Origin of the sequence: Achromobacter sp. ES-001 (assembly GCF_019448355.1) — a bacterium.
GTDB classification, from domain to species: domain Bacteria; phylum Pseudomonadota; class Gammaproteobacteria; order Burkholderiales; family Burkholderiaceae_B; genus Achromobacter; species Achromobacter spanius_B.
On the sequence record NZ_CP079940.1, the window covers coordinates 3,174,379 to 3,193,368 of the forward strand.

The following is an 18,990-nucleotide window of genomic DNA, read 5'->3' on the forward strand; positions in this document are numbered from 1 at the left end:
ACGGGATATTCCGCTGCATGCCTTAGCCGCCAAACGTACAGGAGACAAAATGAAGCTGATCAGCTTCCTGGATGCCGGGCGCCAAGCCTGGGGCGTGGTACAGGGACCCGACGTCGTGGTGTTGACTCACGTATGGCCCGACGTCATCGCGGCGTTGGAAGCCGGCGTGGAGCAGATCGCGGGCGCTGCACAGGCCGACGGCATGCCGCGCCGGTCTTTGGCTGATCTGCAATGGCTGCCGCCCGTGCCGGCCCCTCGCAAAATCTTGTGCGTCGGGCTGAACTACGGACGCCACGTGGCCGAAGCCGGCCGCGAACTTCCCGCGCACCCGTCCTTGTTTGTCCGCTTTGCGGATAGCGTGGTGGGCCATGGGCAGGCGGTGTGGAAGCCGCGCGCCTCCGACCGCTTCGACTACGAGGGCGAACTGGCCGTGGTAATCGGGCGCGGTGGACGTCACATTGCAGCCGCAGACGCGCTGGCGCATGTGGCCGGCTACACCTGCATGGCCGAAAACTCGGTGCGCGACTTCCAAAAGCACAACGCGCAGGTCACGCCTGGCAAGAACTTCGAACGCAGCGGCGCCGTCGGACCGTGGCTGGTCACGGCGGACGAAGTGGGCAACCCGAGCCGATTGCAGGTGCAGTCCCGGTTGAACGGCGAACTGATGCAACAGGGCGACGTGTCGGACCTGATCTTCCCCATTCCAGAATTGATCGCCTACATCAGCGCATTCACCCCTTTATCGCCGGGCGACATCATCGCCACCGGCACGCCCGAAGGGGTGGGTTCCAGCCGCAAGCCGCCGCGATTCATGGCCGCGGGCGACACCTTGGAAGTGGACATTCCCGGCGTGGGCACGCTGGTCAACACCGTGGCCGACGAACCGGCCCATGCATCGGGAGACGCGCATGAATGATGCGCTGCTGTATCTGACAGAGCGGGACGTCGTCTCGGCGTTGAACATCCCCCGCGCCATCGACGCGCTGCACAGCATGCTGGTGGCGCAAGCCCGTGAGCAAGCCCGCAACCTGCCCAAAACACTGGCCACCTGGGGCGACGGCAGCTCAATGCATGCATTGGGTTCCGTGCAGACGGGGCAGGGCGGCTACGCCGGTTTCAAGACCTGGGTGCACACGAAGGCGGGCGGCGGGTCGCTGTTCAGTCTGTTCGACGCGCACACCGGCACCTTGCGCGCCGTGATCGAAGCGCGGGCACTGGGCATGTTGCGCACCGCGGCAATCAGCGGCGTTGCCACACGGGCGCTGGCCCCGGCCGACGCTACGCGGGCCGCGTTGATCGGCACCGGCCCGCAGGCCGTCACGCAATTGGCTGCGCTGGCGGCGGTGCGTCCATTACGACGAGTCCGCGTCTACAGCCCCACCCCCGACAAGCGCCGCGCCTTCGTGGCCAGCATGGCGGACAAGTATGGGTTCGACGTCCAGGAGTCGCCAAGCCTTGAGCACGCGCTGGAGGGCGGCGACATCGTCACCTTGATCACCCGCGCCGTCGAGCCGTTCGTCAATGCCGCCAGGTTGGCCGATTGCCGGCACCTGAACGCCGTGGGCGCCATCCTGCCCGCCAAGGCCGAGTTTGCCCAGGACGTGTTCGAGCTGGCCGACGAGGTAGTGGTCGACGACCTTGAAAACGCCCGCAAGGGCTCGCGCGAACTGCGCGAACGCTTTGGATCGGATGCCGCGCCGTGGGACAGCGTGTCGGTGCTGGGCCAGTGGCTGGCGGACGGCAAGGCACGACCCAGGGACGCGAGGCTGACGATATTCAAGGGCATGGGGATGGGCCTGTCCGACCTGGCGATGGCGCGCGTGGTCTATGAGCACGCCCGCGAACACGGCCTGGGCGTGGCGCTGCCCCCGCAGACCCGCGAAAACCTGCTGCTGGCGCAGCCCTGATCCCGATCCATCAACAAAACAGAGGAAACAAACATGTTCGTCGACGTCAGTGGGGCCAGCCCCCGCGAACAAAACAAGTGGCCGTCGATCGTGATCCCGAAAGAGGACATCGATCTGGAAATCGCGCGGTTGATTGACGCACCCCGGCCCGACAACGGCCGCCGCGCCTCGCTCATTACGCACCCACAGGCCACCGCACCCGGCCTGGGCCTGGCGCCAGGTACCGATGTGACCATCAACGTCGTCAACCCCGGTGAACGCACCTACAACCTGCGCAAGAACTCCAACATGCTGGAAATCTGTATCAGCGGCGAGGGCATCGCGACGGTGGCCGGGCGCGATATCCGCGTGGGGCACTGGGACGTCTGGAACACGCCCGCGATGCAGGTGCACGCTTACCGCAACGAGGGCAAGACCCCTTGGGTGCGGCTGTCGTATTCGAACGCGCCGTTACTGGAAAAGCTGGAAATCCATTACGTCGAGGAGTTTGACGGCGACGTGCCGCCCGCGGACGCCAACACCCGCCCCGTGCCGCCCCGCGCCCCTGACGCGGCTCGCTCGCGCGATCTGGCGCTGCGCGAACAGATCACGCCCGAGGGCGCCTGGCTGATGGGATACGAATGGCTGATCGATATCGACGTGCTGGAATCCAAGGCGCTGCATTGGCCGTGGCAGGCGGTGTCGCGCTATCTGCCGACGGTGGAAGACATGGCACGCGGCTACAACGGCCGCCGCCTGTTCGTGCTGTACAACCCGGCAACCGAGCGGCGCATCGGCACCACGCACAGTTTCTTCGCCACCATCTCGTCATCACCGCCGGACAACCACCACGTGCCGCATCGGCACAGCTCGTCGGCCATCAACTACTACCTGCGCGGCAACGGCTACAGCAAGGTCAACGGCGTGCGGCTGGACTGGAAGGCGGGCGACCTGATCCTGTCGGCGCCCGGCTGGGCGATGCATTCGCACCATTCCGGTACCGAGACCACGTCCGCGCTGACGGTACAGGACCACCCGCTGCAGATCGCCATGGAGTCGCTGATCTGGCAGGAGCGCATGCAGGAACCCATCCTGGCGCTGGGCAGCCAGAGCGGCTTTGAAAGCAACCGCGCGCAGCTGGCCGCGGCGTCCTGACAGTCGTCGTCAAACACTGCCGGGCACCGCCACACCCCGGCCATCTCCGCGCCTTTTCATCCAACGCCATCCGGATCCACCATGACTCTGACTGACCTGTCCGACGCGCCGGCCTTGCGCGCCCAACTACGGGACTTCTACGACGACTATGCCTTCTGCCTGGACGAAGGCCGGCTTGAAGAGTGGCCCGACTTCTTCACCGAAGACTGCCATTACCGCGTGTTGTCTCGCGAGAACCACGACGCCGGCCTGCCGCTGGGCCTTATCTATTGCATGAACAAGAACATGGTGCGCGACCGAGTGACCGCGCTGCGCGAAACCACCATGTTCGAACCGCGTTCGCTGCGCCATTTCATCAGTGGCGTGCGCGTCATGGAATTACAGGGCGACCACATCGTGTCGCAAGCGAACTTCGCCGTGATGGAGTCGCTGTCCGACCGCGAACCCTCCTTGAACATGGTGGGGCGCTATCTGGACGTGCTGCGCGTCACCCCCGACGGCCTGGCGATCAGCCGCCGCGACTGCGTGTACGACAACTATCGCGTGCGCACGTCGCTGATCGTGCCCATCTGAATCTGCTAAGGAAAAGCCATGACCTGTTCCGATTCCGCCGTGCTGGACACCGCTGCCACGGCCCCCATTCACCTGGAACGCCGCTGGCCCAAAGAGGGCTACACGCGTATTCCCAATTGGGTCTACACCGACCCCGCGATCTTTCAAAAAGAAATGGACGTGTTCTTCGCGGGCCAGACCTGGAACTACGTGGGCCTGGAATGCGAAGTGCCCGAGACCGGCAGCTACAAGCGCAACTGGATCGGCAACCGCCCGGTCATCATGGTGCGTACCGAAACCGGTGATGTGAATGTGCTGGAAAACCGCTGCGCCCATCGCGGCGCGCAGATCTGCTGGCAGAACACCGGCCGCGTCACCGACTTCACCTGCCCGTATCACCAATGGAATTACGATCTGCACGGCAACCTGCAAGGCGTGCCGTTCCGACGTGGCGCCATGGGCAAGGGCGGCATGCCGCGCGATTTCGACCCCAAGCAGAACGGCATCCGCAAGCTGCGCAGCGTAAATCGGGGCGGGTCCATCTGGGCCACGTTCTCCGAAGAAGCGCCCAGCTTTGAAGACTATTGCGGCCCCGAAGTGCTGGCCGAAATCGACCACATGCTGCCGGGCAAGCCGCTAAAGCTGCTGGGATACAGCCGCCAGTTGATTCCCAGCAACTGGAAGATGTACCTGGAAAACCTGAAAGACCCGTACCACGCCACCTTGCTGCACACGTTCTACATCACGTTCGGCCTGTGGCGCGCGGATTCCAAGTCCGAGTGCATCCCCACGGGCGGCGGCGCGCATAGCGTCATGGTGTCGCACAACGAAGGCAAGAAGAAGACAGAAGCCACGACCGAAATGAGCCGTTTTCGGGACGACCTGGAACTGCTGGACCTGGAGACTGTGACCCCGCGAGCTGAATTCAACCGAGGCCGCGTAGGGGGGGCCTGGGTATTTCCCGCCGCGCAGTTCGGCATCCAGGCCAATTCGCTCAAGACGCGCCATGTGATCCCCCGCAGTCCAACCGAGCACGAGTTGGTCTTTACCTATTACGGCTACGAGGATGACGACGAGGAAATGACCCGGCTGCGCTTGAAGCACGCCAATCTGCTGGGCCCGGCCGGTTTCGTGTCCATGGACGACAGCGAAATGCTGAACCAGGTGCAGATCGGCGTCACGGGATACCCCGAGGCGCGCGGCATTGTCGAGATGGGCGGGCGCGATACCGAGCCGGCCGACTACATGGTGACCGAAGTGCTGATCCGGTCGTTCTATGACTATTACCGCAAGGCGATGGGGCTTTGATATGGATACCTGGAAACCCGTTGCACGGATTGCGGACATTTCGCCCGACACCGGCACATTGCGCGTGATGCACGAGGGCGACGCGGTCTGCCTGTACAAGCTGCCCGACGAAATCTGCGCCACGCAGGACCGATGTCCGCATGGCAACGCCAGCCTGGCCGACGGCTACCTGGAGGACGGCACGATTGAATGCCCGCTGCATCAGGGCGTGTTCGACATCCGCACCGGCAAGCCGCAATGCCCGCCGGTCACCACGGATCTGCGCCGCTACGAGGTCCGCGTCGAGGCGGATACGGTTTATTTGAAGGCGCAAACGCCGTGAACGCCGGCACGATCGTCATCGTCGGCGCGGGGCAGGCGGGCGGTTGGGCCGCCACCACCTTGCGCGAACGGGGCTACATAGGCCGCATCATCTTGTTAGGTGACGAAGCGCACGCGCCTTACGAGCGCCCGCCCTTGAGCAAGGCGGTACTGAGTGGCAGTGTGCCGCCCGAAAGCACCGAATTGTTCTCCGCCGAACGCCTGGCCGCCCTGGATATTTCCTTTCGCCCAGGCATCGCCGCCACGCGATTGCGGCTGGCGGACAAGCAGGTGGATACGTCCGACGGTGGCGCAATCGCCTACGACAAGCTGATCCTGTGCATGGGCGGCCGGCCCATCGTGCCGCCGCTGCCCGGCGTGGCATGGGGCGAGGGCGCAGGGGCCTTTACGGACGCCCATGGCGTCCACGTGCTGCGGACCCGAGACGACGCGCTGCGCCTGCGCGCCTGCTTGGGGCCGGGCAAGCACATCGTGATCGTGGGTGGCGGATGGATCGGGCTGGAAGTCGCCGCCACGGCACGCCAGGCCGGCACCCGCGTCACCGTACTGGAACAAGCCGATCGGCTATGCGCCCGCAGCGTGCTTCCCGCCGTGTCCGCGCATTTGGCCGCGATGCACGCCGCGCAGGGCGTCGACGTTCGTTTGGGCGTGGGGCTGCGCGCGGTGCTGCGCGAACCAGGTGAATCGCAAGCGGGGCGGCCGTCCCAATCGCAGTCCCAGTCCCGGTCCGTAGCCGAGCTGACTGGCTCCCACCCCCTGGCCGAACTGACCGATGGGCAACGCCTTGTCGCCGACGCCGTGGTGCTGGGCGTGGGCCTGCAAGCCAATGATGCCTTGGCGCGCGAGGCCGGCATCGCCTGCCAGCGCGGTGTGCTGGTCGACCAATACTGCCGCACTTCTGCGCCAGACGTGTACGCGGCGGGCGACGTGGCGGTGTCCACGCATGCTGAAGCCGGCGGAACGATGCGCCTGGAGTCCTGGCAAAACGCGCAAGACCAAGGCACGGCGGCGGCCCTGTCCGCGCTGGGCGAACCCGCGCCGTATCTGCCCACCGGTGCAGTCTGGTCTGAACAATACGACGCCATGGTGCAAATCGTGGGCTTTCCCGCGCTGGCCGCAAGCGAAGTGCTGCGCCCGCAAACGGACGCGGGAGCCTTGGTGTCGGTGGCGCTGGACGGCGGCGGCCGGGTAGTCGCAGCCGTCACCGTGAACGCGCCGCGCGATCTGCGGCAGCTACGCAAGTGGATCGCCCAACGTGCGCTTGTGAACCCCGCATTGTTGCAGCGGCCCGACGTGCCGCTGGCCAATGCCGAAATCCGCTAACGGAGCCGAAGCCAGATGGAACCGCTTTCAGAAGTCATGCCGATCAAAGCCGCCTGCGAAGCGGTCGTTCTGAGTTTTTTTCATGCGCTGGACACCCGCCGCCATGACGCCGCCGCCGCGTTGATGGCCGAAGACGGCGTCTGGATGCGCCAGGGGCGCAAGCTTAGTGGCCCGCACGAAGTCCTGGCGGCGCTGGAGGCCCGCGCGCCCGAGCGCAGCACCTGCCATGTCATCACTAACCTTCGGCTGGTATCGACGGACCGCACGCACGCCACGGTGGGCTACTTCCTGACCGCCTACGAAAGCGTGCCGCAAGAGCAGGGCGGGGCACCGAGACTGGTGTCCATCCGTGAGTGCCAGGACGTGCTTGTGGCAACAAAAGAGGGCTGGCGCCTGGCCGACAAGAGCAGCCGCCGCCATCTGCCACCGGAGTAAGCCGGCGACCCTCCCACGCACGAAAAAACAAATTCAGCCCCCAAGGAGACATGAATGGATGCCACAACCATAAGAACACTGGCGCTACGGCTGCACGAAGCCGAGCAAAGCCGCCGTCAGGTGCGCCAGCTATCGCTGGACCATCCCGACATCACCATTGCAGACGCTTACGCGATTCAGCGCGAATGGGTCGCGCACAAGCTTGCGTCGGGCCGCCGTCTGGTCGGCCACAAAATCGGGTTGACCTCGCGTGCGATGCAGCTGTCATCGCAGATCGACGAGCCCGATTACGGCGCACTGCTTGACGACATGTTGTTCGCCGACGGCGCCGAGATTCCGCGCGGCCGCTTCATCGTGCCGCGTGTGGAAGTCGAGCTCGCGTTCATTCTTGACCGCGCCCTGCAAGGCCCCGGTGTGACCCTGTTCGACGTGTTGGACGCGGTGCGCTACGTGATTCCGGCGCTGGAGATCATTGATGCGCGGTCGCACCAGATCGACCCCGATTCCAAGCGGCCCCGCAAGGTCTTCGACACCATTGCCGACAACGCCGCCAATGCGGGCGTGGTAATGGGGGGCCGCCCGGTGCGCGTGGGCGACATGGACCTACGCTGGGTCGGCGCAATGATGTCGCGCAACGCCGTGATTGAAGAAACGGGCCTGGCCGCAGGCGTGCTCAACCATCCCGCCAACGGCGTGGTTTGGCTGGCCAACAAGCTGGGCGAACACGGCGTGTCGCTGGAACCCGGCCAGATCATTCTTAGCGGTTCGTTCACCCGGCCCGTTTTTGCCGACGCCGGCGACACGTTCCATGTGGACTACGGCCCACTTGGTTCGGTCAGCTGTCGCTTTGTTTGACACCGGCATCACAACAGCGCGCCCGATATCCCTAAACCCCAAGCGCAGGCGCGTTCGATATCCCCACAGGAGACAAGCAGTGAAACCCTCTAAGCCCTTGATTTTCATGGTGGCCGCCGCCTGTGCAGCGGCACCGTTCACTCAGTCCGTAGCCCAACAGGCCGCCTGGCCCACGCACGCCATCACATTGGTCGTGCCGTTTGCGGCCGGCGGCGGCGGCGATACGCTGGCGCGGCTGGTGGCCGAACCGCTATCGCGTGAACTTGGCCAGTCCATCATCGTGGAAAATCGCCCCGGCGCGGGCGGCAATATCGGCACCTCCATCGCGGCGCGGGCCAACCCGGATGGCTACACCCTGTCGTACGGCACCAACGGCACGCAGGCCACCAACCATTGGCTGTACAAATCTCCCGGCTACACGCCGAGCGACTTCGAACCGATCTCGCGCTTTACCGTCATTGCGGCCGCGCTGGTCGTAAACGGCACGGATGACCGTTTCAAGACACTGGAGCAGTTGCTGGCCTACGCCAAGTCGCACCCCGGTGACTTGACCTGTGGGTCGGCCGGCAACGGCACGTCGTCGCACCTTGCCTGTGAACTGCTGAACCAGATGGCCGGCATCAAGGTCATGCACATCCCCTACAAGGGCGGCGGCGCGGCCATGACGGACCTGCTGGGCGGACGCATCTCGTTCCTGATCGACGTCATGCCGAACGTGTCGGGCCAGATTGCCGCCGGCAAATTGCGCGCGCTGGCCGTCACCACGCCTGAACGGGTCGCGTCCAACCCGAGCATTCCAACCATGAACGAGGCGGGCGTGAAGGGTTATGAATTCTTCGCCTGGGACGGCTTGTACGCGCCGAAAGGCACGCCACCCGCCGTGCTGGACAAGCTGAACGCCGCGGTCAAGCGCACGCTGCAACAGCCCGAGGTCAAGAAGGCCCTGGAATCGCGCGGCGCCATCCCGTCGCCCACATCGCGCCAGTCGCTGGCGGACTTTGGCGCCGAGGAATACACGCGGCTGGGCAAAGTGGTGAAAACGGCGGGCGCCGCGATCGATTGACTGCGGCGGGAAAGGAGGCGTGATCGGAGGCACACGGTCACGCGCTTCCTTTGATAACCGGGCGCTGGCCTCGGTGTCGCCCGGACGAATTCGCTAACGCATCCTATACAGCTCGAAATGGAAATGACGCGCGACTGGGAAGCCGTGGGCGGCAAGATCCTTGCGTAGCGCCTCGCCCAATGCGGAGGGGCCACAGAACCAGAGGCTGGCCTCGCGCCATGCGGGCACCAGCGCACGCAGCCTTTCACCATTGAGCCTGCCGTCGCGCGCGCGAATCAATAGGTGCAGCCGCACACCGGCTGCCTCGGCGCGCGCCCGTAGCCGGGCAAGCGCGGCGTCATCGACTTCGGTGGTCACGTGAATCAGGTCGATTGCTGGCGGCGTGGCAGGGTGGGAGTTGCCGTTGCCGTTGGCATTCGCATCGACATTCGCCTTGGCATCGGCCAGCGCGTCCATGCGGGCCAGGAAGGGCGTGATGCCGATACCGCCCGCCACCCAGATCTGGCGGGGCATGCCGTCGTCAAACGTGAAGTCGCCGTAGGGGCCCTCGATGCGTACCGCCTGGCCCGGTTTCAGGGTTTGCGGCAAGCGGCGGGTATGGTCGCCCAGCGCCTTGGCGATGATGGTGATGCGGGCCGCGTGGGGTTTCCAGGCGGAAGCAATCGTATAAGGGTGCGGGCCTTCCGACGCATTCGACATGGCAAAGACGAACTGGCCGGGACGATGGCCCGGCCACCCCGGGCTGGTTTCCAACTCGATTTCCAGCGAATCCACCCCCGGAAAATGCGTCAAGCCGACCACCTTCGCCCACACTTGTCGCCCAGCGTTGGAAGCCCGCAGCAGCAAAAGCACGGCGGCCACGCTGCCGGCCGCCATCAATGCGGCGGCAAGCCACCCCACCGGCTGCGTCCAGTAGCCGTAGTCCAGCAGAACCACCGCGTGCACGACCAGCACCAGGAATAGGGCCGCGATAAGCCGATGCGTCTTGTAGAACAGCCGATAGGGAAAAAAGCGCAGCAGCGCCAGCACCACCAACACCACGACACCGTAAAACGCCCATTCGCCCAGCGCTTCCGCGTCGTGCCGCCACCGATGCAGAAACGTGTCGACGACATCAACCGGGGGCTGGCGCGGCGGCCGGGCGCCGGGCTCGAACCAGCCCCACTGGATCGCCGGCCGAAAGCCGTTCTTGAACAACCAGTGCAGCAGCGAGAAGAATAGGGCACCGATGCCCAACCATTTGTGCAGCCGGTACATCTTGTCCAGGCCGCCCAGCGGTCGCTCGGGCCAGCGCGGGCGCGCCGCCAGCACCAGCGCCAGGCTCATACAGGCAAGGGCAAGCAAGCCGGACAACTGGATCAGCGCGGCGCGCACCGTATAAGGACTTGATGCGCCCCACAACCGGGAATCGGCCAGCGCCCACAACAGCGCGACCAGCAGCAAGGAAAAAACCAGTGTCAGCTTAATCGCGCGCATCTTGCTCCTTCGGGTTCAGCGCGCGCATGGGTCCGGGCAAGCGCTGTCGACGTGGTTGATGGAACGGGCCATCAAGATGCCTCTGCGGTGACGGGATACCGCGACCCTCTCTGTCACCGAATTGTTCGATGAATATAGTCCTGCACCCGGCGAAAGTCTTGGACAAAGATCAAGGTTTTCAGGGGGCCATTGCTTCGCGCGCCAGGCGCGCGACCTCTTGGGCCACGCCTTTGCGTTCGCTGTACCGGTCCGTCAGGTAGTCGCTGCGGTCGCGCACCAGCAAGGTGAACTTGACCAGTTCTTCCATGACGTCGACCACGCGGTCGTAGTAGGCGGACGGCTTCATGCGCCCGGCATCGTCAAATTCCTGGAACGCCTTGGCCACCGATGATTGGTTGGGGATGGTGACCATCCGCATCCAGCGGCCCAGCACGCGCAGCGCGTTCACCGCGTTGAAAGACTGCGACCCACCCGACACCTGCATGACCGCCAGCGTGCGGCCTTGCGTGGGGCGCACGCTGCCGGTCTCCAGCGGCAGCCAGTCGATCTGGCTCTTGAAGACGCCGGTCAACGTGCCGTGGCGTTCGGGGCTGCACCACACCTGGCCTTCGGACCACAGCGACAGCGCACGCAGCTCGGCCACCTTGGGATGATCGGCAGGCGCGCCGTCCGGCAACGGCAGGCCGTGCGGATCGAAAATGCGCGTCTCGGCGCCCAATCGGTTCAGAATGCGAGCGGCTTCTTCGACCAGCAGCCTGCTGTAAGAACGCTCGCGCAGCGAGCCGTACAGCAACAGGATGCGCGGCGGATGGGACGCGCCATGGGCCAGGGAGAGCTTGTCGTGGCTGGGCACGTCCAGCAGGGCTTCGTCCAACGCGGGCAGGGCGTCGTCCAACGCGTCGTCCAACGCGTAATTGGCTTCGTTTGAAGCGGGCAAGCGGTCGTCCATCGAGGGTAGAGCTCCGTTTGAACGGGATGGGGAAGGGCAGGTGGAAGGCGCGCAGCCGCGACGGCCTGGCGACGGTCTAGCGCACGCGGCGTCCGCTGTCGTCGACCACGACTTCGCCGTCTTCCTTGGTGAACGCGGCGCGCTGCGGCTGGTCAAGAATGTCCAGCACCAGTTCGGATGGCCGGCACAGCCGCACGCCCGCAGCGGTGACGACAAAGGGCCGGTTGATGAGGATGGGGTTTTCAAGCATGGCATCGATCAGCGCCGCGTCGGACAGCGATTCGTCATTCAGGCCCAGCGCTTGGTACGCCGATTCCTTCTGGCGGATCGCGTCTCGTACCGACAGCCCGGCGCGGGAAATAAGATCGACCAGCGTTGCGCGATCCGGCGGCGTCTTCAAATATTCGATGACTTGCGGCTCAATGCCGGCGTTGCGAATCAGCGCCAGGGTGTTGCGCGAGGTGCCGCACTTGGGGTTGTGATAGATGGTGACGGGGTTCATGGTGTCCTGTGAGGTTCGGTTAAGTCGTGCGGCTTGGCGCACGCCACGCCACTGCAACATTCGGCGGTCAGGTAATCAACCAGTCCGAACATCAGGGTGGTGTTGGCGCGATAGCGCAAGTAGCGTCCTTCCTGTTCGACGGTCAGCAAACGAGATTGCGTCAACGCCTTCAGGTGAAAAGACAGGTTGGTCGGGGGCAAGTCAAGTTCCGCCGCGATCTGGCCAGCCACGCAGCCGTCGGGCGCCGCGCGCACCAACAGGCGAAAGATGTCCAGCCGGACACCGGAGGCCAGCGATTCGAAGACAGTGACGGCGGTGGTTTTATCCATTCGCGGATACTACAACAATTGTTGAAGTATCGGAATGTGGAGGGTGGCGGTGTGCGTTTACGGGGCGGAATTCAGAACCAGGTCAATTTCTTACTTTACATAATACACATTATGCGTAATACACCAAGGCGAAAGAAGAGGCATTGGACAACGTCCAAGCCTCTCTTTCAAACACCCGAATTCCGCTTACTCAATCCGCCCAATCGTCGCACCGGCCGCCACCGACTTACCCGGCGCTGCTTCCTGTGTGAGCACGCCGTCCCGATGCGCCAGCACCTGCATTTCCATCTTCATGGCTTCCATCGTGGCGATCAGTTCGCCTTGTTTGACGGTGGCGCCGTCTTCCACCTTCCAGGCTTGGATGGTGCCCGCGATGGGTGCCGGCACGCTGTCGGCGCCGGCGACATTGCCGGGAGGCTGCCCTGCGTCCGCCGTTGCGGCCGCGCCGGCGGATTGCAGGCCTCGGAGCAGTTCGGCCGGCAGGCCCAGGGACACGCGGCGGCCGTCGATTTCGACGGCGGTCCGGTGCAGTGTCACCGTGCCCAGCGCCGTTGGGCGCACTGCCGCCTCCAGGTCATTGGCAAAGTCGGTTTCGATCCAGCGCGTGTGGACCTTGAAGCCGGTGTCGTCGCCCAGGAAGTCGTCATGCGCCAGCACCGCGCGATGGAACGGCAGGACCGTGGCCACCCCTTCAATGCGGAATTCGGCCAGCGCGCGGCGGGCGCGCGCAATGGCCTGTTCGCGGGTGGCGCCGGTGACGATCAGCTTGGCCAACAGCGAATCGAACGTGCCCGGTATGGTCGAACCCGACTCCACGCCGCTGTCCACGCGCACGCCCGGTCCGGACGGCGGCGCAAACTGCTCAATGCGGCCCGGCGACGGCAAGAAGCCTCGGCCCACGTCTTCGGCGTTGATACGGAATTCGATGGCGTGGCAGCGCGGCGCGGGCGCGGTGGTGAACGACAGCGGCAAACCGTCAGCGATGCGCAATTGCTCAACAACCAGATCCAGCCCGCAGGTTTCCTCGGTGACCGGATGTTCGACTTGCAGGCGCGTGTTGACCTCCAGGAACGAAATCGCGCCCGATGCGCTCAGCAGGAATTCGACGGTGCCGGCGCCGACATAGCCGGCGTGGGCGCAGATGTCGCGGGCGGACGCGTGGATGCGTTGGCGCTGGTCGTCCGTCAGGAACGGCGCGGGCGCTTCTTCCACCAGCTTCTGATTGCGCCGTTGCAACGAGCAATCGCGTGTGCCCAGGACGACGACGTTGCCGTGCTTGTCGGCCACCACTTGCGCTTCGACGTGGCGCGGCCGGTCCAGGAACTGTTCCACATAGCATTCGCCGCGACCGAACGCGGTGACCGCTTCGCGCACGGCGGATTCGTACAGGTCGGCCACGTCTTCCATGCGCCACACGACTTTCAGGCCCCGGCCTCCCCCGCCAAACGCGGCTTTAACGGCAATCGGCAGGCCGTGTTCGTTGGCGAAGGCCAGCACGTCTTCGGCGCCGTTGACCGGGTCTGCCGTGCCAGCGACCAGCGGGGCTCCGACCGCCAACGCGATCTTGCGCGCCTGGACCTTGTCGCCCAGCCGTTCGATGGTTTCCGGCGACGGGCCGATCCACGTCAAGCCGGCGTCGACGACGGCGCGCGCGAAGGTGGGGCTTTCGGACAGGAAGCCGTAGCCGGGATGCACGGCGTCGGCGCCACTGCGCCGCGCGACGTCCAGCAGCTTGTCGATGTTCAGATAGGAATCGGCGGGACGGTCGCCGTCCAGCCCGTACGCCTCGTCGGCCATGCGCGCGTGCAGCGCGTCGAAATCGGCGTCGGCGTAGACCGCAACGGATTTGACGCCGTAGTCGGCGCAGGCGCGGATGATGCGGACGGCGATCTCGCCACGGTTGGCAATCAGGACTTTCTTCATGGCAGGCAGATTCAGTTAGGTCGGGTTGACGGACACGGCCGGAACATCAACCGGAACGAAGTCGGAAATGGGATTGAAGCGCACGCGAGCGCCGATGGGAATTTGCGCGGCGCGGTCCAGATGCCACGGCGCCACCGAGCCAATGACGGGGTAGCCGCCGGTCAAGGGGTGGTCGGCCAGGAACAGAACGGGCTGGCCGCTGGCGGGCACCTGGATGGAGCCTTTGCGGGTGCCTTCGCTGGGCAGTTCGGCGTGGTTGGCGCGTTGCAGCGGCGCGTCGCCGTTCAAGCGGATGCCGACGCGGTTGGACTGCGGCGTCACCGTCCAGGCCTGGCGCGACAAGAGCGCAACCGCCTCGGCATCGCACCAATCCGTGCGCGGCCCCAACACCACGTCCAGCACCACCTCGACGTTGGTCGTGGGCAGATCCGCCGGGGCAATTTCGGGTGCACCGACGATGGCGCCCTGCCCGGCTGGCCGGATGCCGATGCGGTCGCCCGCCGCCAAGGGCTCGGGGCCGACGCGGGCCAAGGTGTCGGTTGAGCAGCTGCCCAGCACCGATTGCACGTCGAAGCCGCCGCGCGCGGCCAGGTAATAACGAATGCCGGCGGACGGCTGGCCCAGGGTCAGCGTGTCGCCGTCATCCAGCGCAATGGCCTGGTACGTGTTCGCCGTCCACGTGGTGCCGGCGGCATTGCGCAGCGTGACGTCGCCAAGCGCGCCGGTCACGGCTACGACGCTGGGGCCGTGCGCCCGCAGCTGGAACCCGCCGTAGACGATTTCAATGGCGGCTTCGCCGGGCGCGTTGCCCACGAGGCGGTTGGCGGCGCGCAGTGCGCCCCGGTCCATGGCGCCGGACGCGGCCACGCCCTGACGCGCCTGCCCTGCCCGGCCCCAGTCTTCAAACACGGCCTGTAATCCGGGCGATACGACTTCCAGCGCGGGTGTGGCGCGGGAATCGGCGGTGGCCGCGTCGGCGGAAATCGAGGTCGAAGCCTGGGCGGAGGTTCCGGTCGAAGCCCCGGCTGAAGCCCCGGCATCAATGAACCGCACCCGATACCCCGGTTGCAGCAACGCCGGCGTCTCGCGCGATAAGTCCCACATGGGGACCGGGGTCACGCCCAGGATCTGCCAGCCGCCGGGGCTGGCTTGCGGGTAGACGCCGCTGAATGTGCCGGCCAATGCGACGGCGCCCGCGGGGATGCGGGTGCGCGGGGTCTTGCGGCGCGGCACGTCCAGCGTGGGGTCGCCGCCGCTGAGATACGCGAAGCCGGGTGCGAAGCCGGTGAAGGCCACGCTGTACGTGCCGCCGGTGTGACGGCGCACGACTTCGTCCGGCGTGATGCCCAGCAACTGCGCGACTTCATGCAGGTCTTCGCCGTTGTAATGGACGGGGATTTCGATCAGCTTGCCATCGCGCGCCACGTGAGCCGTGGTGTCGCGGGAGCCGATGTCGGCAATCAGCGCATCGCGCGACACCAGGCTGGGTTGAAAGATGACCAGCACCGTGCGCGCGGCGGGAACCATCTCGGTGACGCCGGCAATGGGCCGGTTTTGCAGCGCGGCGAACAGCGCCAGCGTCTGGTCAAGATCGTCCAGTTCGACCAGTAGCGCGTCGGTGTTTACAGGCAGAAAACGCACACGGCCTCCTAGGCGGATTGTGCCGGGGCAGCGTCAATGAAAGACCGGATGGCGACACCCGACTGTTCAAGCTGGCGCCGCAGTTCGCGCGCCATGTCGACCGCGCCGGGGCTGTCGCCATGCACGCAGATGGAATCGGCTTGCACGCGCGTCAGGCTGCCGTCGATGGCTTCGATGACGCCCTCTTGCACCAGGCGCAGCATGCGCGCGGCCACGGCTTGCGGGTCATGCAGCACGGCGCCCTTTTCGCGGCGCGATACCAGCTCGCCCTTGGGCGTGTACGCGCGGTCGGCAAAGGCTTCGGCCACCACGCGCAACCCGCGTTCACGGGCGCGCGTCAGCAGGGGCGAGCCGGCCAGACCCACCAGGACCAACGTGGGGTCGATTTCCAGAATGGCGGCAATTACGTCGTCACCCTGGCGCGCATCGTGCGCGATGGTGTTGTATAGCGCACCATGCGGCTTGACGTAGCGCACGTCGGTGCCGGCGGCGGCGGCCAGCCCCTTCAAGGCGCCGATCTGGTAGATGACATCGGCGATCAGGTCGGTGCTGGCCACGTCCATATTGCGGCGGCCAAAGCCGGACAGATCGGGATAGGACACGTGCGCCCCAACCGTCACGCCGTTATCGCGCGCGGACTTCAGGGTGGCCAGAATGCCCGCGGGGTCGCCCGCATGGAAACCGCACGCCACGTTTGCGCTGGACACCACCGCCAACATCGCGGCGTCGTCGCCCATGCGCCATGCGCCCAGGCTTTCGCCCAGGTCGCTGTTCAAATCGATCCCAGCCATGTCTTATCCTTAGTCCACGGACGCCGGGCAGGCGGATTTCCGCACGGTGCCCCGCTTGTAGTGTGGAACGATAGTTACACAATTGTTCTACAAATTGGTTAGTATGGTAGATCAAACTTGCCCAAGCGGCTATCGGTAATTGCCCCAACCGCCTATGACCACCTCCGACGCGCACCAGACCCTGACCGATAAGGTCACTGAACAGATTCGCCGCCGCTTGATCAATGGTGAATTCATGCCGGGCCAGCGGCTATCGGAAGCAACCCTGACGCAATCGCTGGATGTGTCGCGCAACACTTTGCGCGAGGCCTTTCGCAACCTGACCAAGGAAGGCTTGCTGACTTATGCGCCCAACCGTGGCGTGGCGGTGGCGGTGCCCAGCATGGCGTCCATTATCGACATCTACCGGGTGCGGCGCATGATTGAATGCCAGGCGCTGGCCCAGGCCTACCCGCACCACCCCGCCCGCCAACGCATGCGGCAGGCGGTGGACGACGCGCTGGCGTGTCGCGAGCGGCAGGATTGGGCGGGCGTGGGCACGGCCAACATGGCCTTTCACATGGCCATCGTCGAACTGGCCGACAGCGAACGCCTGAACGCGATGTTCGCCTTGCTGCTGGCCGAATTGCGCTTGGTATTCGGCCTGCTGCAAGACCCGGAATTCCTGCACGCCCCGTATGCCGACATGAACGAGCAGATTCTGCAACGCGTCGAAGCGGGAGATTTTGGCAAGGCGGCCGATGCGCTGAAGGACTACCTGGCGCAGTCCGAGCGCATCGTCCTGGCCAGTTACGCGCGCCGCGTGGCCAATTGAAAGCGCCACGACCGTAGCGCGTCAATCACCAGGAACACCAGCAGGCTGACGCCCATTACCGGCAGGCACCACCCCAGCACGGCGGCCGCCGCCAGCGCGCCCAGCCGCGCCGGCCAGCCCAATGCGGCCCACGCCTGCGTCAGCGTTTGGCCATTCGCGCCCGCTGCCGGCCGGCGCAGCCACCACATGCGATAACCCAGCACGATCATGGTCGATAGCGCCAGGCCGATGGCGCCCATCAACAACTGGTTGGGCCAGCCGAACAGGATGCCCATGTGCATGTCCACGCCCCAGCGGATCAGCTTGGCGATCAGCGGAAAGGTGTCGAAATCGGCACGGCTGGTGATGGCGTAGGTGGTGGGGTCGATGGCGATGGTGTCGACTTGGGTGGGCCAGGACCGGTCGACTTCACGTACCATCCACGCCTGGCCGGCGCCACGCGGTGGACGAATCTCCAGCTGCGTGCTGTCGATGCCACCCTGCCGGGCCGTTTGCAGGATGCGGTCGAATTGCGTGACGACGTCTGAGGGGGCATTCATGGGTGCATGCGTGGATGCACTCATCGGCGCGTCCATCGGCGCATTCATCGGCGCATTCATCGGCGCATTCATCGGCGCATTCATCGGCGCATTCATCGGCGCGGCCGCTTCGGTGGGCGCAGCGGTGGGCGACATCGCCCCGGCCATCTGCATGCCGCCATGATGATGCGCGTGTTCATCCCCGCCGGACGCCTGCCCGGAGGCGGCCTCTGCCCCCGTCCCGGCTCCCTGCCCTGCCGTCGGCAGCTTCAGCGAAATCGCCGGCGTGATCCATCCCAGTTGCGCGCGCAGCTGATCCACGCGTGCCCCCGCCCAGTTCGACCACGTCAAGCCCGTGGCGGACAAAAATATCAGCCCCAGCGCCAGCCACAAGCCCAGCAAGGTGTGCCAACGGCGCGCTCGCAGGCGCGGGCTGCGCGCGCTGATCGCCGCCGCGCGGCGGCGCCCCGTCCACCACAGCACCAGCCCGCCCAGCGTGGCCAGCCACATCCAGGACGCGGCCAGTTCGCTGTAGTTGCGCCCCAGTTCGCCCAGCATCAGATTGCGGTGCAGATAATCCAACGTGGTGCGAAACGGCAGCGTGCCGCTGGTGCCGTAGACCATCATGTCGCCCTTGATGGCCAACGTGACGGGGTCGACGAACACCGCCCGGCTTTCCGAATCGCCCATGCCGGCCTGCGTGAACATGACGCGCGTGGTTTCCCCCGGCGTGGGCGCGGGGCGCACGGCGAACAAGCGAGGGCCGCCCGCACCCAGGTGGGCCTGCGCCGCTTCAACCTGTTTGGCCAAGGGTTGCGCGGGGCCGGTGGAGGCGGTGCGCAGTTGGTCCGCGTACAGCAGGTTTTCGATCTGCGGGGTCAGCACGAACAACGTGCCGGTAACAGCCGCCACCAGGATGAAGGGGCCGACGAACAGGCCGATATAGAAATGCAGGCGCGTGATCAGCGCCAGAAAAGCGCTGGGGGCCGCGGTTCGCGTGCGCGCGGGCGCGGCGGCGGTATCCAGGGTTTGTGTGGACATGGGAACTCTCGAATAGGAAACGGGGCCGCCCCAGGCGGGGGGCCAAGACTAGCCGCAAAGATCGGGCCGCAAAGATCCGGCCGCAAAGATCGAACCGAAAGTGCGGCC

At 65.6% G+C, this 18,990-nt stretch carries 19 protein-coding genes; 11 read left to right on the forward strand and 8 right to left on the reverse strand.

Annotation, left to right across the window (positions count from 1 at the left end):
- Positions 1–49: 49 nt before the first annotated feature.
- The 10 genes from KYT87_RS14385 (at position 50) to KYT87_RS14430 (ending at position 8,898) form a co-directional block, all read left to right on the forward strand.
- The gene (locus KYT87_RS14385) at positions 50–916 is read left to right on the forward strand and encodes a fumarylacetoacetate hydrolase family protein (RefSeq protein ID WP_219992527.1); all 867 of its coding nucleotides are present in this window, start codon (positions 50–52) and stop codon (positions 914–916) included.
- Positions 909–1,907: an ornithine cyclodeaminase family protein gene (locus KYT87_RS14390; protein WP_219992528.1), complete on the forward strand. Its 999-nt coding sequence runs from the start codon at positions 909–911 to the stop codon at positions 1,905–1,907. Before KYT87_RS14385 ends, KYT87_RS14390 begins: the two co-directional genes overlap by 8 nt.
- 33 nt (positions 1,908–1,940) lie before the next feature.
- The gene (locus KYT87_RS14395; RefSeq protein ID WP_120155643.1) at positions 1,941–3,041 is read left to right on the forward strand and encodes a cupin domain-containing protein; all 1,101 of its coding nucleotides are present in this window, start codon (positions 1,941–1,943) and stop codon (positions 3,039–3,041) included.
- 81 nt (positions 3,042–3,122) lie between these two features.
- On the forward strand, positions 3,123–3,614 hold the full coding sequence (locus KYT87_RS14400; RefSeq protein ID WP_219992529.1) for an aromatic-ring-hydroxylating dioxygenase subunit beta: 492 nt from the start codon (positions 3,123–3,125) through the stop codon (positions 3,612–3,614).
- Between the two features lie 18 nt (positions 3,615–3,632).
- Positions 3,633–4,901, forward strand: a complete 1,269-nt coding sequence (locus tag KYT87_RS14405; protein ID WP_104145481.1) for an aromatic ring-hydroxylating dioxygenase subunit alpha — start codon at positions 3,633–3,635, stop codon at positions 4,899–4,901.
- 1 nt (position 4,902) lies between these two features.
- A complete protein-coding gene (locus tag KYT87_RS14410) occupies positions 4,903–5,223 on the forward strand; it encodes a non-heme iron oxygenase ferredoxin subunit (protein WP_104145480.1) in 321 nt (106 codons plus the stop codon).
- Positions 5,220–6,545, forward strand: a complete 1,326-nt coding sequence (locus KYT87_RS14415; RefSeq protein ID WP_104145479.1) for an NAD(P)/FAD-dependent oxidoreductase — start codon at positions 5,220–5,222, stop codon at positions 6,543–6,545. Before KYT87_RS14410 ends, KYT87_RS14415 begins: the two co-directional genes overlap by 4 nt.
- A gap of 15 nt (positions 6,546–6,560) precedes the next feature.
- Complete coding sequence (locus tag KYT87_RS14420) at positions 6,561–6,980, forward strand: nuclear transport factor 2 family protein (protein ID WP_104145478.1); 420 nt, start codon at positions 6,561–6,563, stop codon at positions 6,978–6,980.
- A gap of 54 nt (positions 6,981–7,034) precedes the next feature.
- Positions 7,035–7,835 carry a 2-oxo-hept-4-ene-1,7-dioate hydratase gene (hpaH, locus tag KYT87_RS14425; RefSeq protein ID WP_104145477.1) on the forward strand — a complete coding sequence of 267 codons (801 nt, stop codon included), beginning with the start codon at positions 7,035–7,037 and terminating at the stop codon, positions 7,833–7,835.
- A 106-nt stretch (positions 7,836–7,941) separates the two neighbouring features.
- Positions 7,942–8,898: a tripartite tricarboxylate transporter substrate binding protein gene (locus KYT87_RS14430; protein WP_219992669.1), complete on the forward strand. Its 957-nt coding sequence runs from the start codon at positions 7,942–7,944 to the stop codon at positions 8,896–8,898.
- Between the two features lie 93 nt (positions 8,899–8,991).
- Here the strand turns inward: KYT87_RS14430 and KYT87_RS14435 are convergent, their stop codons facing one another.
- The 7 genes from KYT87_RS14435 to KYT87_RS14465 all read right to left on the reverse strand — a co-directional run bounded on the left by KYT87_RS14435 (position 8,992) and on the right by KYT87_RS14465 (position 16,509).
- A complete protein-coding gene (locus KYT87_RS14435) occupies positions 8,992–10,374 on the reverse strand; it encodes a ferric reductase-like transmembrane domain-containing protein (RefSeq protein WP_219992530.1) in 1,383 nt (460 codons plus the stop codon).
- Positions 10,375–10,552: 178 nt separating this feature from the next.
- Positions 10,553–11,323, reverse strand: a complete 771-nt coding sequence (gene arsH / locus KYT87_RS14440) for an arsenical resistance protein ArsH (protein WP_370638765.1) — start codon at positions 11,321–11,323, stop codon at positions 10,553–10,555.
- A gap of 76 nt (positions 11,324–11,399) precedes the next feature.
- Entirely contained in the window at positions 11,400–11,825 is a 426-nt protein-coding gene (arsC, locus tag KYT87_RS14445; protein ID WP_120155650.1) for an arsenate reductase (glutaredoxin), read from the reverse strand.
- Positions 11,822–12,154, reverse strand: coding sequence for a helix-turn-helix transcriptional regulator (locus tag KYT87_RS14450; RefSeq protein ID WP_219992531.1), 333 nt, complete (start codon positions 12,152–12,154; stop codon positions 11,822–11,824). Before KYT87_RS14450 ends, arsC begins: the two co-directional genes overlap by 4 nt.
- Before the next feature lie 186 nt (positions 12,155–12,340).
- The gene (locus KYT87_RS14455) at positions 12,341–14,077 is read right to left on the reverse strand and encodes a biotin carboxylase N-terminal domain-containing protein (protein WP_219992532.1); all 1,737 of its coding nucleotides are present in this window, start codon (positions 14,075–14,077) and stop codon (positions 12,341–12,343) included.
- A gap of 15 nt (positions 14,078–14,092) precedes the next feature.
- Positions 14,093–15,718, reverse strand: coding sequence for an urea amidolyase family protein (locus KYT87_RS14460; protein ID WP_219992533.1), 1,626 nt, complete (start codon positions 15,716–15,718; stop codon positions 14,093–14,095).
- A gap of 8 nt (positions 15,719–15,726) precedes the next feature.
- On the reverse strand, positions 15,727–16,509 hold the full coding sequence (locus tag KYT87_RS14465) for a LamB/YcsF family protein (protein WP_219992534.1): 783 nt from the start codon (positions 16,507–16,509) through the stop codon (positions 15,727–15,729).
- A 154-nt stretch (positions 16,510–16,663) separates the two neighbouring features.
- Here KYT87_RS14465 and KYT87_RS14470 point away from each other — a divergent pair, with 154 nt between their 5' ends.
- Complete coding sequence (locus KYT87_RS14470; protein ID WP_046805711.1) at positions 16,664–17,323, forward strand: GntR family transcriptional regulator; 660 nt, start codon at positions 16,664–16,666, stop codon at positions 17,321–17,323.
- Here the strand turns inward: KYT87_RS14470 and KYT87_RS14475 are convergent.
- On the reverse strand, positions 17,299–18,882 hold the full coding sequence (locus tag KYT87_RS14475; RefSeq protein ID WP_219992535.1) for a PepSY domain-containing protein: 1,584 nt from the start codon (positions 18,880–18,882) through the stop codon (positions 17,299–17,301). The two genes, KYT87_RS14470 and KYT87_RS14475, sit on opposite strands and share 25 nt — an antisense overlap.
- Between the last annotated feature and the right edge of the window lie 108 nt (positions 18,883–18,990).

Coding starts and splice junctions, on each gene's coding strand:
- KYT87_RS14385 (WP_219992527.1), top strand. CDS start 50: ATGAAGCTGATCAGCTTCCTGGATGCCGGGCGCCAAGCCTGGGGCGTG.
- KYT87_RS14390 (WP_219992528.1), top strand. CDS start 909: ATGAATGATGCGCTGCTGTATCTGACAGAGCGGGACGTCGTCTCGGCG.
- KYT87_RS14395 (WP_120155643.1), top strand. CDS start 1,941: ATGTTCGTCGACGTCAGTGGGGCCAGCCCCCGCGAACAAAACAAGTGG.
- KYT87_RS14400 (WP_219992529.1), top strand. CDS start 3,123: ATGACTCTGACTGACCTGTCCGACGCGCCGGCCTTGCGCGCCCAACTA.
- KYT87_RS14405 (WP_104145481.1), top strand. CDS start 3,633: ATGACCTGTTCCGATTCCGCCGTGCTGGACACCGCTGCCACGGCCCCC.
- KYT87_RS14410 (WP_104145480.1), top strand. CDS start 4,903: ATGGATACCTGGAAACCCGTTGCACGGATTGCGGACATTTCGCCCGAC.
- KYT87_RS14420 (WP_104145478.1), top strand. CDS start 6,561: ATGGAACCGCTTTCAGAAGTCATGCCGATCAAAGCCGCCTGCGAAGCG.
- hpaH (WP_104145477.1), top strand. CDS start 7,035: ATGGATGCCACAACCATAAGAACACTGGCGCTACGGCTGCACGAAGCC.
- KYT87_RS14430 (WP_219992669.1), top strand. CDS start 7,942: ATGGTGGCCGCCGCCTGTGCAGCGGCACCGTTCACTCAGTCCGTAGCC.
- KYT87_RS14435 (WP_219992530.1), bottom strand. CDS start 10,374: ATGCGCGCGATTAAGCTGACACTGGTTTTTTCCTTGCTGCTGGTCGCG.
- arsH (WP_370638765.1), bottom strand. CDS start 11,323: ATGGACGACCGCTTGCCCGCTTCAAACGAAGCCAATTACGCGTTGGAC.
- arsC (WP_120155650.1), bottom strand. CDS start 11,825: ATGAACCCCGTCACCATCTATCACAACCCCAAGTGCGGCACCTCGCGC.
- KYT87_RS14450 (WP_219992531.1), bottom strand. CDS start 12,154: ATGGATAAAACCACCGCCGTCACTGTCTTCGAATCGCTGGCCTCCGGT.
- KYT87_RS14455 (WP_219992532.1), bottom strand. CDS start 14,077: ATGAAGAAAGTCCTGATTGCCAACCGTGGCGAGATCGCCGTCCGCATC.
- KYT87_RS14465 (WP_219992534.1), bottom strand. CDS start 16,509: ATGGCTGGGATCGATTTGAACAGCGACCTGGGCGAAAGCCTGGGCGCA.
- KYT87_RS14470 (WP_046805711.1), top strand. CDS start 16,664: ATGACCACCTCCGACGCGCACCAGACCCTGACCGATAAGGTCACTGAA.
- KYT87_RS14475 (WP_219992535.1), bottom strand. CDS start 18,882: ATGTCCACACAAACCCTGGATACCGCCGCCGCGCCCGCGCGCACGCGA.